The following is a 13,464-nucleotide window of genomic DNA, read 5'->3' as shown; positions in this document are numbered from 1 at the left end:
ATGACCACCACCACACCGATCGAACGACTGCGCGGCCTGCGGGCCGTCGGGGAGCTGGCCGCGGCCCACCACCGCATCCCGGCCCTGCTGGCCGAGCTGCTGGACGAGGCCGAACCGGCCGACCGGGACGCCCTGCTGGGCCGGGCCGGGCGGCTGCTCGCCGGGCTCGACCCGGACGAGGTGCTGCACCACCACCCCGCCACCCAGGTGGTCACCGTCGCGATCACCGGCCAGTCCACCGTGGCCGGTCTGGTCGACCCGCTCACCGCCGAACTGGCCCGGCACGGCCTGCTGTTGCGTCCGCTGATCGGCGAGCACGGCGGCTGGCTGCGCGATCTCACCGATCCGGGCGGCCAGCTGCTGCTGGAGCGGCCCGACCTCTCGCTCTGCCTGCTGGACGCCGAGACGGTGTTCACCGAACTGCCCTCCCCCTGGCGGGTGGAGGAGCTGGCCGAGGCCGCCGACCGGGTGCTGGAACGGATCAGCTGGCTGGTGGCCGAGCACGAGCGGATCGCCCCCGGCCTGCTGGTGCTGAACACCCTGCCACTGCTGCGCCGGCACACCGGCCAGCTGGTCGACCACGCCTCCCGGGCCCGGCTCGGCGCCGTCTGGCGGGAGTTCAACGCCCGGCTGCTCCGGCTGACCGAGCGGCACCGCTCGCTGGTGGTGCTCGACCTGGACCCGCTGACCGCCGCCACCGGCCCGGTCGAGGACGCCAGGCTGGCCTGCTACGCCCAAGTCCGCTTCACCGCACCGGTGCTGGCCGGGTACGCCCGCGAGGTGGGCCATCTGACCAGGTCGCTGACCGGGCTGACCCGCAAGTGCCTGGTGCTCGACCTGGACAACACGCTCTGGGACGGCGTGCTGGGCGAGGACGGCCCGGACGGCATCGCCGCCGCGGACACCCTGCGCGGCGAGGCCTTCGGCGCCTTCCAGCGCACCGTCCGCCAGCTCGCGTCGCAGGGCGTGCTGCTCGCGGTGAGCAGCAAGAACGACCTCGAGCCCGTCCTGGAGACGCTCCGCTCGCACCCCGACCTGGTGCTGCGGGAGCCGGACTTCGCCCGGGTGCACGCCGACTGGCTGCCGAAGGACGGCCATCTGGCCGCCATCTCCCAGGAGTTGGGGATCGGCACCGACTCGCTGGTGTTCGCCGACGACTCGCCGGGCGAGCGCGCCCAGGTCCGGTTCGGCCTGCCCGAGGTCGCCGTGCTGCCGCTGGACGGCGAGCCCGCGCTGCACGGCGAACGGCTGCTGGCGGACGGGTGGTTCGACGTGCTCCGGCTGACCGACGAGGACCGGGCCAGACCGGAGCAGTACCGGCTGGAGGGCGAGCGGCACCGGCTGCGCGAGCACAGCGGCTCGCACGCCGACTTCCTGCACCAGCTCGGGGTCAGCGTCCGGCTCGGTCCGCCGGAGCCGCACGAGTACCCCCGACTGGTCCAACTCACCCAGCGGACCAACCAGTTCAACCTGACCGGACTGCGGCTGCAGCCGGGCGACCCGGCCGCCGTGGCCGAGGACCCCGGCCGGCTGCTGCTGGCGATCAGAGCCGCCGACCGGTTCGGCAGCAACGGCCTGGTCGGCGCCCTGCTCGGCCGGCACACCCCGGACGGGCTGCTGCTGGAGAACGTCTGGCTGAGCTGCCGGGTGCTGACCCGGGGCATCGAACAGGCCACGCTGGCCGCCCTGTTGACGGAGAGTCGGGCGGCCGGGCTACCGGCCGTGCACGCCCGCTTCACGCCGACGGCCAAGAACCACCGCGCGGAACTCTTCTACCCGGAGCTCGGGTTCACCGAGACCGCGCGGACCGAGGACGGGGTGCTCTTCCGGCACGGGCTGGAGTTCACACCGCAGCCCCCTCTTCATGTCCACGTCACACTTGATCTAGGATGGCCGACAGATGCCTGGGCTCGATAGCCTCGACGGATTCCTCCGCCTGGTCCGCACGGAACTCGATCTGGAGCTGACCGACCAGGACGCGGAGACCGAGCTGGCAGCGCTGCCGGGCTGGGACTCGATGAACCTGCTCCGACTGGTCACCCTGCTGGAATCCGGYAGCGGGCGCCGGCTCCCCGTCCCCACCGTCCTGGCGGCCCGAAACCTCCGGGAGATCTACGCAGTCCTGGAGGAAGCAGCATGACCCGCCCCGGAGCCACCCCTACCGGGCCACCACTCGGCGAGCCCGTCGAGGTCATCGGCGACAAGACCTGGGACCTGGTCCGGGCCGACCTGGCCCGGCACGGCACCGCCCTGGTCTACGCCGAACTCGGCGACCTCCAGCCCGACCTGCCCGCCGCGCACGAACTGCGCGCGGTGCTCGGCCGCGACTGGTCCCGCTACCTCGACCTCGCCCACCCCTCGGTCCGCGACCGGTACGCCGCCTCCCGGGTGCTGCTCAAGCGGGCCGGCGCCGCAGTGCTGCGGGCCGACCCGGACACCCTGGAGCTGGGCTACGGGCCGACCGGGCGGCCGTACCTGCGCGGCTGCGACCAGGTGGACATCAGCCTGAGCCACACCGACGACCTGCTGCTGGTCGGCCTCACCACCCGGGGCCTGATCGGGGTCGACGCCGAGCGGGCGGACCGGCCGATGTACGGCCGCGGACTGGGCCGGCACGTCTGCACACCGTACGAGCTGGTGTCGCTGGCCGCGCTGCCCGAGCACGACCGCAACCCGAGCCTGGTCCGGCTCTGGACGCTCAAGGAGGCGTACAGCAAGGCGATCGGCCAGGGCATGCAGTTCAGCTTCACCGAGTTCGGCTTCGGCCCGGACGGCAAGCCGGTCCGGGTGCACCGCCCCGACGGCAGCCCCGGCACCGGGGAGGAGTGGGCGTTCCGGACCTTCCTGCTGGACAACGGCTACCGGATCAGTGCCGCCGTCTACGACGCGGGGTTCGGCGAGCTGGACGACGCCGAGCTGACCAGCATGCTCGACCGGGACACCGTGGAGGCGATCACCGACGCGCTGGGTGACGGTGGCTGACGCCGGGTCGGCCGACCCGGCGTCAGAACTCGTCCTTGAACTGGTCCAGGATGCCGGACATCGCCACGTTGAAGCCGGCCTGGAACCGGCTGGTCGCCTCCAGCTCCTCGGTGATCTCGGAGATGTGCCGGCGGCAGGTGCGCACCGACATGCCCAGCCGGCGCGCCACCATCTCGTCCTTGTAGCCCTTGGCCATCAGCCGCAGCACCGACTGCTTGAGGTCGTCCGTGATGGCCTCGGCCTTCGCGGTCTCCGGGTTGAACGGCGTGGCCCCGTCCCAGATGTACTCGAAGACCTTGCAGACGAACCCCACCAGGGTGGACTCCCGGACGATCGCGGCGGTCGGGGTCCCGTCCGCCCCGGTGTGCCGGGCCAGCACCACGGTCTCCCGGTCGTAGATCAGGACCCGGTCCACCAGCTCGTCGGCGGTCCGGAACTCCGCACCCAGCGCGGTCACGTCCCGGACGAACGACTTGGTCGCGAGGTCACCGCGGGCCGTGTGCTGGTAGATGGTCTTGACCCGTACCCCGCGCTCCAGCATCCGGCTGTTCGAGTCACGGGCGGACGCCAGCACGAACGCCGGACGCGGTCCACCCGGGTGCATGGCGAGCAGCTCGTGGCGACAGCTCTTGCCCAGACTGTCGATCATCGACCGGATCACACTGGGGTCGCTGATCACGTCGAAGGCCTCCAGCCGGTTCCGCAGCCGGCGGCCCTCGAAGTAGAGAGGGGTCAACGACAACAGCTTGGAGCGGACGTCCGTCACGGCCTGCTGAAGGTCGCGGATCTGGTTCTCGGCCCCACCGACCAGATCCGCCGCCGCGACGTCCGGCCCCACCGGGACCAGCACCGACGGGTGTCCGGGCATCGGCTGGAGGAGCTTCAGCAGTCGCAGCACCTGCTCGATCCGGACGAGCTCGGACTCACCGACCGAAAGCCGCTCGGCGATATCGTTCTTGTCGAATCGCCCTAACTCGACGGCATGGCCATAGGCAGCAGCACTCAGATCATCCAACTCCGCGAAATCCAAGTATCCGTGCACCCCCTCGCCCATCCGAGCTCCCCCCAACCCTGCGAAGTTGTTGCCAAGCAACTTTACGCCATCGGGTTCCGCTTGGCACAAGCATGCGGCTCTCGGCAGCCTATGCGGTGTCGCCACCGAGAGCACCGACCCGGAAGGCGGCGAGTTTGAGCAACTAGCCAGTCAGTCTCTGTATGGGGGATGTAATGTTGCTTTCCAAGAGGACAAAAATGGCCATCCAGGGCATCCTGCTCGCCGCAGTCGTGGCGGCCCTGCCCACCGTCGCCTCCTTCGCGGACGGACCCCGTGGAGTGATCACACTGTCCGACGCCGGCGCCACTCCCGCCCCGACGACCACGCCCACCGCGAGCTCCGCTCCCCGCCCCGGCGGGGACGACGACGGCTGGCCGTAACCAACCCGCCAGACACCGCGGATCCGTACGGAAGCGGTGAGTGGACGGCCCCGGGGGCGGTGGCCGACCGCACACATGTGAGCACCTTGCACCACCTGCCCGGGCCGGGCGCGCGAGCGCCGGTCCGGGCAGTCTGCTGTCCGGGACCGGTCGAACAGCAGGGGTCCGCAGGGGGTCGGCTAGGGGGCGTGCTCGATCACCGCCGCCCCTAACGTCGAGCTCGGCCGCTGTCCGGCCGCAGACGAGGGAGGTCTCGGATGACCACCGTGGCGACCGCCACCGCACCGAACGCAGCAGCACCGACCACGTTCCGGGAGGCGCTGGCCGCCTTCCCCAGCGGGGTCACCATCGTGACCACCACGGACCGCCAGGGGCGGTGGTGGGGCTTCACCGCGAGCTCGTTCTGCTCGCTGTCGGCCGACCCCGCCCTGGTGTTGGTCTGCCTCGCCGACAACGCCCAGTGCCACCCCGCGTTCCTGGCGGCGGAGTCCTGGGTGATCCACGTGCTCACGCCGGAGCACGCCGAGCTCGCGGTCCGGTTCGCCACCCGGGGCGTGGACAAGTTCTCGAACAGCGACTTCCGGCCGAACGAGAAGGGGCAGCCGGTACTGGACTCGGCGGCAGTGACGCTGGAGTGCGACGCATATGCCCGCCATCCGGGCGGCGACCACACCATCCTGGTCGGCCGGGTGCGCGAGGCACGGATGCGCAAAACAGTCCCTGCGGTCTATTTTCGCCGGGGCTTCCACGCCCTGCCGGAGTGAGCGCCGCAGCCGACCCGGAGGGCACCCCGGAGGACACCCCTAAGGCACCGGACAGGGGTGCCGACCACACCGCCCGCGCGATTAGCGTGAACACCAGGGCCGGATATCCGGACCCGCTCCATGCGAAGGAGAAAGCCATGGCGCAATTCCTGCCGGACCCCTCCGAGGACGACGAGTCCGACTTCCTTCCGGAGGAGGATCTCCTGGTCGAGGAGATCTCCATCGACGGCATGTGCGGCGTCTACTGATTCGAGGAACAGTGTCGTCATTCGATCCGGACCTTCCGTACCGCTGCGCACCGAGTGTCTCGCTGCGACCCGAGCCTTTCGGGGCTCTCGCCTATGACTTCTCGACCCGCCGACTGTCCTTTCTCAAGTCTCTTGAGCTGGTCAAAACGGTACGTGCACTGATCTCCCATCCGGACGTCCACGGGGCACTGGATCAGGCGGGCGTGCCGGCCGAGCAGCGGCGGGCCTATCTCACGGCTCTCGCCGGGCTGGCCGAGGCCGGAACGATCCAGCCGCGCTGAGAGATCACCCACTCACCAGGGAGTACCCGGATGAAGCTCGTCGACCAGTTCCAGCACGGGCTGGACGCCCCCATCTGCCTCACCTGGGAGCTCACCTACGCCTGCAACCTCGCCTGCGTGCACTGCCTCTCCTCCTCCGGGCGGCGCGACCCCCGGGAGCTGAGCACCGCCGAGTGCCGCTCCGTCCTGGACGAATTGCAGCGCATGCAGGTGTTCTACGTGAACATCGGCGGCGGCGAGCCGACCGTCCGGCCGGATTTCTGGGAGCTGGTGGACTACGCCACTGAGCGTCAAGTCGGGGTCAAGTTCTCCACCAACGGAATCAAGATCACGCCGGAACGGGCCCGGCTGCTCGCCCGCAGTGACTATGTGGACGTACAGATCTCGATCGACGGTGCCACGGCGGAGGTCAACGACGCGGTACGCGGCCCCGGCTCGTACCGGACCGCGGTGACCGCGATGGACAACCTCGCCCAAGCGGGCTTCCGGGACTTCAAACTGAGTGTGGTGATGACACGTCAAAATTGTGACCAACTGGACGACTTCGCCGAAATCGCGGAGCGTTACGGTGCGCAACTGCGGCTCACCCGGCTCCGCCCGGCCGGTCGCGGCGCCGAGGTCTGGAACGAACTCCACCCCACCGCCGAGCAGCAGCGCACGCTCTACCACTGGCTGGTGGCCAACGGTGAGCGGGTGCTCACCGGGGACTCGTTCTTCCACCTCAACGCGCTGGGCTCGACCCCGCTGCCCGGCCTCAACCTCTGCGGGGCCGGCCGGGTGGTCTGCCTGATCGACCCGGTCGGCGACGTCTACGCCTGCCCGTTCGCGATCCACGACCAGTTCCTGGCTGGGAACGTACGTTCGCCCGGCGGCTTCGCCGAGGTCTGGCGCAACGCTCCGCTCTTCGCCGAGCTGCGCGGCCCGCAGAGCGCGGGCGCCTGCGGCTCCTGCTCCGCCTTCGACTCCTGCCGGGGCGGCTGCATGGCCGCGAAGTTCTTCACCGGCCTGCCGATGGACGCGCCGGACCCCGAGTGCGTCAAGGGCCACGGCGAGACCGCGCTGGCCGCGCTCGGCCCCGGCAGCATCCCCCGGCCCAGCGGCGACCACTCGCGCCGGGGCCGCGGCCCGGGGCCGGTGCCGGTGCAGATCGGCTGGGCTCCCCCGGCCGCCGGTCTGCCCGACCGGGCCTGCGACACCAGTCCGTTGGCCGGCCTCGCCGCCGCCGGGCGGTAGCCATGCTGCTCACCGACCCGATCACGCTGGCCGGCCGGACCGCACCCAGCCGGGTGCTGTTCGGTCCGCACGAGACCAACCTCGGCCACCGCCGGGCGCTCTCCGACCGCCATGTCGCCTACTACCTGCGCCGGGCCGCCGGTGGCGCCGGACTGATCGTCACCGAGACCGCGAGCGTGGCCGCCGACGACTGGCCGTACGAGCGGGCCCCGCTGGCCGCCGACTGCCCGGCCGGCTGGCAGGCGGTGGCCGAGGCCTGCCGCCCGTACGGGACGCTGGTGCTCGCCGGGCTCGGGCACGCGGGCGGGCAGGGCTCCTCCGCGTACTCGCAGGCCGCACTGCGGGCCCCGTCCCGGGTGGCCGACGTGGTCAGCCGGGAGCTGCCGGCCGAGCTGGAGCCCGCCGAACTCGGCGTGTTGGTAGCGGATTTCGCGGCCGCAGCGCGGCTGGCGGCCGACGCCGGTCTGGACGGGGTGGAGATCGACGCCGGACAGCACAGCCTGCTCCGGCAGTTCCTGTCCGGCCTGACCAACCTGCGCTCCGACGACCACGGCACCGACCGCGCCCGGCTGCTGCGCGAGGTGCTGACCGCGACCAGGGCCGCGATCGGCCCCGGGCGAGTAATGGGCCTGCGGCTGTGCTGCGACGAACTCGCCCCCTGGGCCGGGATCACCGCCGAGCAGGGGGCCGAACTGGCGGTCGGGCTCGCCCCGCTGACGGACTATCTGGTGGTGGTCCGGGGCTCCGCGATGAACCTCTCCGCCACCCGGCCGGACGGCCACACCCCGCCCGGCTTCAACCTCGACCTCTGCCGCACCGTCAGGACCGCCGTGCACGGCGTCGTACCGGTCGCCCTGCAGGGCTCGGTGGTCGAGGTCGGCCAGGCCCAGTGGGCGCTGGACGACGGGGCCGCCGACCTGGTCGAGATGACCAGGGCGCAGATCGCCGAACCCGAGCTGGTCGCGCTGCTGCGGGCCGGGCACCCGGAACGGATCCGGCCCTGCGTGCTGTGCAACCAGCGCTGCCGGGTCCGGGACAACCGGAACCCGATCATCAGCTGCGTCGGTGAACCCGCCGCCGGCCACGAGACCGAGGACCGGCCGGTGCAGGGCCGGGACGCCCGGCCGCTCGACGTGCTGGTGGTCGGCGGCGGTCCGGCCGGCCTGGAGGCCGCCCGGGTGCTCGCCCTGCGCGGCCACACGGTGGAAGTCACCGAGCAGTCGGCGGAACTGGGCGGCGCACTGCGGACGACGGGCGCACTGCCCGGCCGCGAGCGGCTCGGCCTGCTGGCCGACTGGCTGACGGCGGAGAACGCACGGCTCGGCGTGACCCTGCGGACCGGCACCCGGCTCACCGGGGAGCAGCTCGGCACGGCCCGGGCGGCCGGGCGAGAGGTCCTGCTGGCCACCGGCTCGGTGCCGGGGCCGCACGGCTTCGACCGGCTGGGCGGCACCGTGGTCCGCCCGGCCGAGCTGGCCGCCGACCCGACGGCGCAGTCCCTGCCGCCGGGACCGGTGCTGGTGTTCGACCCGATCGGGGACGCCGTCGGGGTCGCGGTCACCGAGCTGCTGGCGGCGGCCGGGCGGCCCACCGCGATCGTGACGCAGGATCAGGTGGTCGGCACCCAGCTGGCCCTGACCGGCGACCTGGCCGCGGCCAACACCCGGCTCCAGCAGGCCGGGGTGACCCTGTACAAGCGCCGGACCGTACTCGAACTGCACGACGGCTACGCCCTGCTGGAGGACGTGGTGACCGGCCGCAAGGAGCGTGCCGACTGCGCGGTGCTGGTCGACTGCGGGCACCGGCTGCCGGAGCGGTCGCTGCGCCCGGACCACCCCGAGCTGCCCGTGGCCGGGGACTGCGTGGCTCCGCGCACGGTCTACCAGGCCGTACTGGAGGGCCGCCGGGCCGCACTCCGGCTGGCGGCCGGTAGTGAAGGGGCCCACCGATGACCGCCTACCGCCATCTCTTCACCCCGCTCCGGGTCGGCCCGCTGACCCTGGCCAACCGCGTGGTCTTCTCCGCCCACCTGACCAACTACGCCGAGGACGGCCTGCCGAGCGAGCAGCACGCCGCGTACTACGCCGCCCGGGCGGCCGGCGGCGCCGGGATGATCATCACCGAGGAGCACTCCACCCACCCGACCGACTGGCCGTACGAGAAGCTGATCCACGGCTTCCACCCGGAGGCGGTTGCCGGGTACCGGCGGATCACCGAGGCGGTGCACGCGCACGGCGTGCCGATCCTGGCCCAGCTCAACCACAACGGCGGGCAGGCCTCCTCGATGTACTCCCGGCTGCCGGTCTGGGCACCGAGCGCCGTCCCCGACCCGCTGTTCCGCGAGGTGCCGAAGGCGGTCGACGAGGCCGAGATCGCCGAGGTGGTCGCCGGGTACGCCACGGTGGCCGCGAACTGCGTGGCAGGCGGCTTCGACGGGGTCGAGCTGCAGTGCTCGCACTCCTCGATCGTGCGCGGCTTCCTCTCCCCCGCGACCAACCTGCGCACCGACGGGTACGGCGGCCCGCTGGCCCACCGGGCCCGGCTGCTGCTGGAGCTGGTGGCGGCCGTCCGGGCGGCGATCGGTCCGGACCGGGCGCTCGGGGTCCGGCTCTGCGGCGACGAGCTGATCAAGGGCGGCATCACCCTGGACGAGGCGGTCGAGGTGGCCCGGATGGTCGAGGCCACCGGCCAGGTCGACTACATCAACACCTCGATCGGGGTGGCCACTTCGACGCTGTACCTGATCGAGGCGTCGATGGCGGTACCGGCCGGGTACGCACTCTTCATCTCCAACGCGATCCGCCGCGCGGTCAAGCTGCCGGTGATCGGGGTGGGCCGGATCAAGGACCCGGCGCAGGCCGAACGGGCCCTGGCCGAGGGCCACTGCGACCTGGTCGGCGTGGTCCGGGGCCAGATCGCCGACCCCGACTTCCTCGCCAAGGCCCGCTCCGGCCACGCCTCCGACATCCGCAGCTGCCTGTCCTGCAACCAGGAGTGCGTGGGCCGGATGGGGCTGAACCGCTGGCTCGGCTGCATCGAGAACCCCCGGGCCGGGCGGGAGGCGGTGCCGCTGCCGATGCCGGGGCGGCGCGGCCGCCGGGTCCTGGTGGTCGGCGGCGGTCCGGCCGGACTTCAGGCGGCCGCCAGCGCGGCCCGGCGCGGGCACCTGGTCACCCTCTACGAGCGCGAGCCCGCCACCGGCGGGCAGGTGGCCGAGGCGGCGAGTGTGCCGGTCCGGGCCGAATTCCTGGACGTGGTACGGAACTTGGCCGCCGAGTGCCGTCGGCTCGACGTCGAGATCAGGACCGGCCAGGAGGCCACCATGGAGTCACTGGCCGCCGAGCAGCCGAACGTGGTCGTGCTGGCCACCGGCGCCCGGCCGCAACCACCGTACTGGGCGGGCGACCTGGCCCGGGTGGTGGACGTCCGCGACGTGCTGACCGGCCGGGCCGCCCCCGAGGGGGAGGTGCTGGTGGTCGACGAGCTGGGCTTCCACCAGGCCACCTCGGTCGCCGAGTTGCTCGCCGACCGGGGCTGCCGGGTCCGGATCTCGACCCCTGGCATGGTGGTCGGCCAGGACCTCGGCATCACCCTCGACCTGGAGACCTTCACCGTCCGGGCCGAGGCCAAGGGCATCCGGCAGACCACCGACGAGGTGGTGACGTCGGCCAGGACCGCGCCGGACGGCGAGCGGGTGCAGCTGGACATCCTCACCCACACCACCGGCGCGATGACCACCGCCGAGGTGGACTGGGTGGTCTGCGCAGTGCACCAGACCCCGGAGGACGAGCTCTGGCAGGCGCTGCGGGACGCGCCGTTCGAGGTCCACCGGGTCGGCGACTGCCTGGCCCCGCGCCGGGCGCACGCCGCCGTGATCGAGGGACACCGAGTGGGGAGCGCGCTGTGAACGGCACCGAGGTAAAGGGCACCGAGCCGATCGCCGTCCTGCTGGTCCGGGGCGGCGAGCTGCCGCCCGGGGCGGACGAGACGGTCGCCGAAGCGGGCGGCCTGGCGCTGCTGGCCGGGGAGGACACCAAGGCGGCAGCCGGCCTGCTGACCACCGCCACCCGGGTCTGGACCGTGGAGACCGGCACCCGGCCGCCCGGCCTGCTGGCCACCGCGCTGGCCCCGCTGCTGACCGACCGTCCGATCGTCCTGCTGCCCGCCTCCCCGGACGGGCGCGACCTGGCGCCCCGGCTGGCCGTCACACTGGACCGGCCGCTGCTGGCCAGCGCCCTCGCGGTGCACAGCGGCGGCGCCGACCTGATCGGGGCGGACGGCCGGACGCTGGTGGACGCCGCCGTGCTCGGCCCGTTCGTCGCCACCCTGGAGCCCGGCCTGCGCGGCGCCCAGCCACTGCCGGAGGCCCCCGAGATCATCGAACTCCCGGCGCCGGACGGGCCGGTGAGTCCGGACGCCGAGCAGTGCGCGCTGCTCACCGCACCGCCCGGGCAGGAGCAGCTCGACCAGGCCACCCGGATCGTCGCGGCGGGCGCCGGTCTCGGCACCGGCGAGCTGACCGGCCCGGCCGCGATCGCCCTGCTGGAGAAGGTCGGGGCCTCACTCGGCGCCGCCGTCGGCGCCACCCGGGTGGTCACCGACGCGGGCTGGACCGGTGAGGAGCGCCAGATCGGCACCACCGGCGTGGTGGTCGCCCCCGAGCTCTACCTCGCCTTCGGTATCTCCGGCGCCGCCCAGCACGTCGGCGGCCTCGGCCACCCCGCCCACCTGGTCAGCGTGAACACCGACCCGCACTGCCCGATGACCGCACTGGCCGACCTCGCGGTCGTCGCCGACGCCCCGACCGTGCTGGCCGAGCTGGCCAGTCGGCTGACCTCGGAGGCCCCCCGTGACTGAAGCCTCGTACGCGGGGCCTGCCTCGGCCTCCGTGCTGCTCCAACAGCCCCCGCCTGCCCGCGACTTCGACGTCCTGGTGGTGGGCGCGGGACCGGCCGGATCGGCCGCCGCACTGGCCGCCGCCCGGGCGGGCTGCTCGGTGGCGCTGCTGGAGCGCGGCCCGTACCCCGGCTCGAAGAACGTCTACGGCGGGGTGGTCTACGGCCGGATCCTGGACGAGCTGGTGCCGCAGTGGTGGGAGGAGATGCCGGTCGAGCGCTGGGTGACCCGCCGCTCCACCATGGTCATGACGGCGGATCAGGCCCTCACCGTGGACTTCCGCAGCCAGCGCTGGGGCACCGCCCCGTACAACGGCGCCACCGCGCACCGGTCCGACCTGGACGGCTGGCTGGCCGGCCACGCCGTCGCGGCCGGGGCGGTGCTGGTGCCCGCCACGGTGGCCACCGGGCTGCTGCGGACCACGGCGGGGACCGTGGTCGGCGTCCGCACCGACCGGCCGGACGGCGACCTGACGGCGCAGGTGGTGATCGCCTGTGACGGCGTCAACTCCTTCCTCGCCAAGGAGGCCGGGCTGCACCCCCGGCAGGACAACGCCCGCCACCTCACGCTCGGGGTGAAGGAGACGCTGGCCCTGCCGCGCGAGGTGATCGAGCAGCGCTTCGGACTGACCGGGCGGGACGGCCAGGACATCGAGATCCTCGGCTGCACCCGGGGCATCCCTGGCGGTGGGTTCCTCTACACCAACCTGGAGTCGGTCAGCCTCGGCGTCGTGGTCGGGCTGCCCGGCCTGGCCGCCGCCAAGGTCCGCCCCGAGGAACTGCTCGCCGACCTCAAGGCCCACCCCGCCATCGCCCCGCTGGTGCGCGGCGGCCGACAGGTCGAGTACGCGGCGCACCTGATCCCCGAGGGCGGCTACGACCACCTGCCCGAACTCGCCGGTGACGGACTCCTGGTGGCCGGCGACGCCGCCGGGATGTGCCTGGCCGCCGGGATCTGGCTGGAGGGCGTCAACTTCGCGATCGGCGCCGGGATGTACGCGGGCCGCGCGGCAGCCGCCGCGATCGGCGCCGGCGACACCTCACAGGCCGGGCTCGCGGGCTACCGGCGGGCGCTGGAACGGTCGTTCGTGCTGGCCGATCACCGGAAACTGCGCAAGGTGCCGGGGCTGGTGCTCTCCGAACGGATGCAGCGGCAGTACCCCGGGCTGATCTGCGACCTCGCCGAGGGACTGTTCGAGGTGGACAACCCCCGTCCGAAGCCGGGGGTTTGGCGGCTGCTGCGCACGGCGGTCCGCCGACACGGCGTCAGTCCGCGACGGCTGCTGGCCGACGCGATCACCGGAATGAGGGCGTTCGGATGACCGGTCAGCCTGGCGAGGACTACCGCGAGATCTCCTTCGACGACCGGATGGAGGGGACCGAGTTCCGGGTCTCGGAGCGGGCCCACATCACCGTCGACACCGAGGTCTGCGACTCCTGCACGGTGCGCTCCTGCCTGCACGTCTGCCCGGCCAAGCTGTTCGTGCCCAGGGCTGACGGCGGCATCCTGTTCAACTTCGAGCAGTGCTTCGAGTGCGGCGCCTGCTACCAGGTCTGCGACGCCGAGGGCGCGATCACCTGGACCTACCCGGACGGCGGCCTCGGCGTCGTGTTCCGAAAGGGCTGA

14 protein-coding genes are annotated in these 13,464 nt (G+C 72.7%); 13 read left to right on the top strand and 1 reads right to left on the bottom strand.

Translation table 11 applies throughout. The features are described from left to right. The 3 genes from ACXJMZ_RS23030 to ACXJMZ_RS23020 are packed head-to-tail and all read left to right on the top strand — an operon-like array spanning position 1 to position 2,982. Positions 1–1,917: an HAD-IIIC family phosphatase gene (locus tag ACXJMZ_RS23030; protein WP_457031945.1), complete on the top strand. Its 1,917-nt coding sequence runs from the start codon at positions 1–3 to the stop codon at positions 1,915–1,917. Further along, positions 1,901–2,140, top strand: a complete 240-nt coding sequence (locus ACXJMZ_RS23025) for a phosphopantetheine-binding protein (protein ID WP_057230139.1) — start codon at positions 1,901–1,903, stop codon at positions 2,138–2,140. The genes ACXJMZ_RS23030 and ACXJMZ_RS23025 overlap by 17 nt, the downstream gene beginning before the upstream one ends. Beyond that, positions 2,137–2,982: a 4'-phosphopantetheinyl transferase family protein gene (locus tag ACXJMZ_RS23020; RefSeq protein WP_457031944.1), complete on the top strand. Its 846-nt coding sequence runs from the start codon at positions 2,137–2,139 to the stop codon at positions 2,980–2,982. Before ACXJMZ_RS23025 ends, ACXJMZ_RS23020 begins: the two co-directional genes overlap by 4 nt. A 22-nt stretch (positions 2,983–3,004) precedes the next feature. Here ACXJMZ_RS23020 and ACXJMZ_RS23015 read toward each other — a convergent pair whose 3' ends face one another. Further along, on the bottom strand, positions 3,005–3,997 hold the full coding sequence (locus tag ACXJMZ_RS23015) for a LuxR C-terminal-related transcriptional regulator (RefSeq protein ID WP_457031943.1): 993 nt from the start codon (positions 3,995–3,997) through the stop codon (positions 3,005–3,007). 236 nt (positions 3,998–4,233) lie between these two features. Here ACXJMZ_RS23015 and ACXJMZ_RS23010 point away from each other — a divergent pair, with 236 nt between their 5' ends. From ACXJMZ_RS23010 to ACXJMZ_RS22965, 10 genes are all read left to right on the top strand, one after another. Continuing rightward, entirely contained in the window at positions 4,234–4,416 is a 183-nt protein-coding gene (locus ACXJMZ_RS23010) for a hypothetical protein (protein ID WP_457031942.1), read from the top strand. 257 nt (positions 4,417–4,673) lie between these two features. Beyond that, positions 4,674–5,180, top strand: a complete 507-nt coding sequence (locus tag ACXJMZ_RS23005) for a flavin reductase family protein (RefSeq protein WP_457031941.1) — start codon at positions 4,674–4,676, stop codon at positions 5,178–5,180. Between the two features lie 137 nt (positions 5,181–5,317). Continuing rightward, positions 5,318–5,428 (top strand): mycofactocin precursor MftA, encoded by a 111-nt coding sequence (gene mftA, locus ACXJMZ_RS23000; protein ID WP_457031940.1) that lies wholly within the window; start codon positions 5,318–5,320, stop codon positions 5,426–5,428. An 11-nt stretch (positions 5,429–5,439) separates the two neighbouring features. Beyond that, positions 5,440–5,709, top strand: a complete 270-nt coding sequence (mftB, locus tag ACXJMZ_RS22995; protein WP_200948297.1) for a mycofactocin biosynthesis chaperone MftB — start codon at positions 5,440–5,442, stop codon at positions 5,707–5,709. Between the two features lie 30 nt (positions 5,710–5,739). After that, positions 5,740–6,942, top strand: coding sequence for a mycofactocin radical SAM maturase (mftC, locus tag ACXJMZ_RS22990; RefSeq protein ID WP_457031939.1), 1,203 nt, complete (start codon positions 5,740–5,742; stop codon positions 6,940–6,942). A 2-nt stretch (positions 6,943–6,944) separates the two neighbouring features. Continuing rightward, positions 6,945–8,894, top strand: coding sequence for a mycofactocin system FadH/OYE family oxidoreductase 1 (locus tag ACXJMZ_RS22985; protein ID WP_457031938.1), 1,950 nt, complete (start codon positions 6,945–6,947; stop codon positions 8,892–8,894). Then, positions 8,891–10,849 carry a mycofactocin system FadH/OYE family oxidoreductase 2 gene (locus ACXJMZ_RS22980; RefSeq protein ID WP_457031937.1) on the top strand — a complete coding sequence of 653 codons (1,959 nt, stop codon included), beginning with the start codon at positions 8,891–8,893 and terminating at the stop codon, positions 10,847–10,849. The genes ACXJMZ_RS22985 and ACXJMZ_RS22980 overlap by 4 nt, the downstream gene beginning before the upstream one ends. Next, positions 10,846–11,799 carry a mycofactocin-associated electron transfer flavoprotein alpha subunit gene (locus ACXJMZ_RS22975; RefSeq protein WP_457031936.1) on the top strand — a complete coding sequence of 318 codons (954 nt, stop codon included), beginning with the start codon at positions 10,846–10,848 and terminating at the stop codon, positions 11,797–11,799. Before ACXJMZ_RS22980 ends, ACXJMZ_RS22975 begins: the two co-directional genes overlap by 4 nt. Next, on the top strand, positions 11,792–13,159 hold the full coding sequence (locus ACXJMZ_RS22970; RefSeq protein ID WP_457031935.1) for an FAD-dependent oxidoreductase: 1,368 nt from the start codon (positions 11,792–11,794) through the stop codon (positions 13,157–13,159). The genes ACXJMZ_RS22975 and ACXJMZ_RS22970 overlap by 8 nt, the downstream gene beginning before the upstream one ends. Next, a complete protein-coding gene (locus ACXJMZ_RS22965; protein ID WP_057230130.1) occupies positions 13,156–13,464 on the top strand; it encodes a ferredoxin family protein in 309 nt (102 codons plus the stop codon). The genes ACXJMZ_RS22970 and ACXJMZ_RS22965 overlap by 4 nt, the downstream gene beginning before the upstream one ends.

Source organism: Kitasatospora sp. P5_F3 (assembly GCF_054049135.1).
This window is presented reverse-complemented; position numbering and strand designations above follow the sequence as displayed.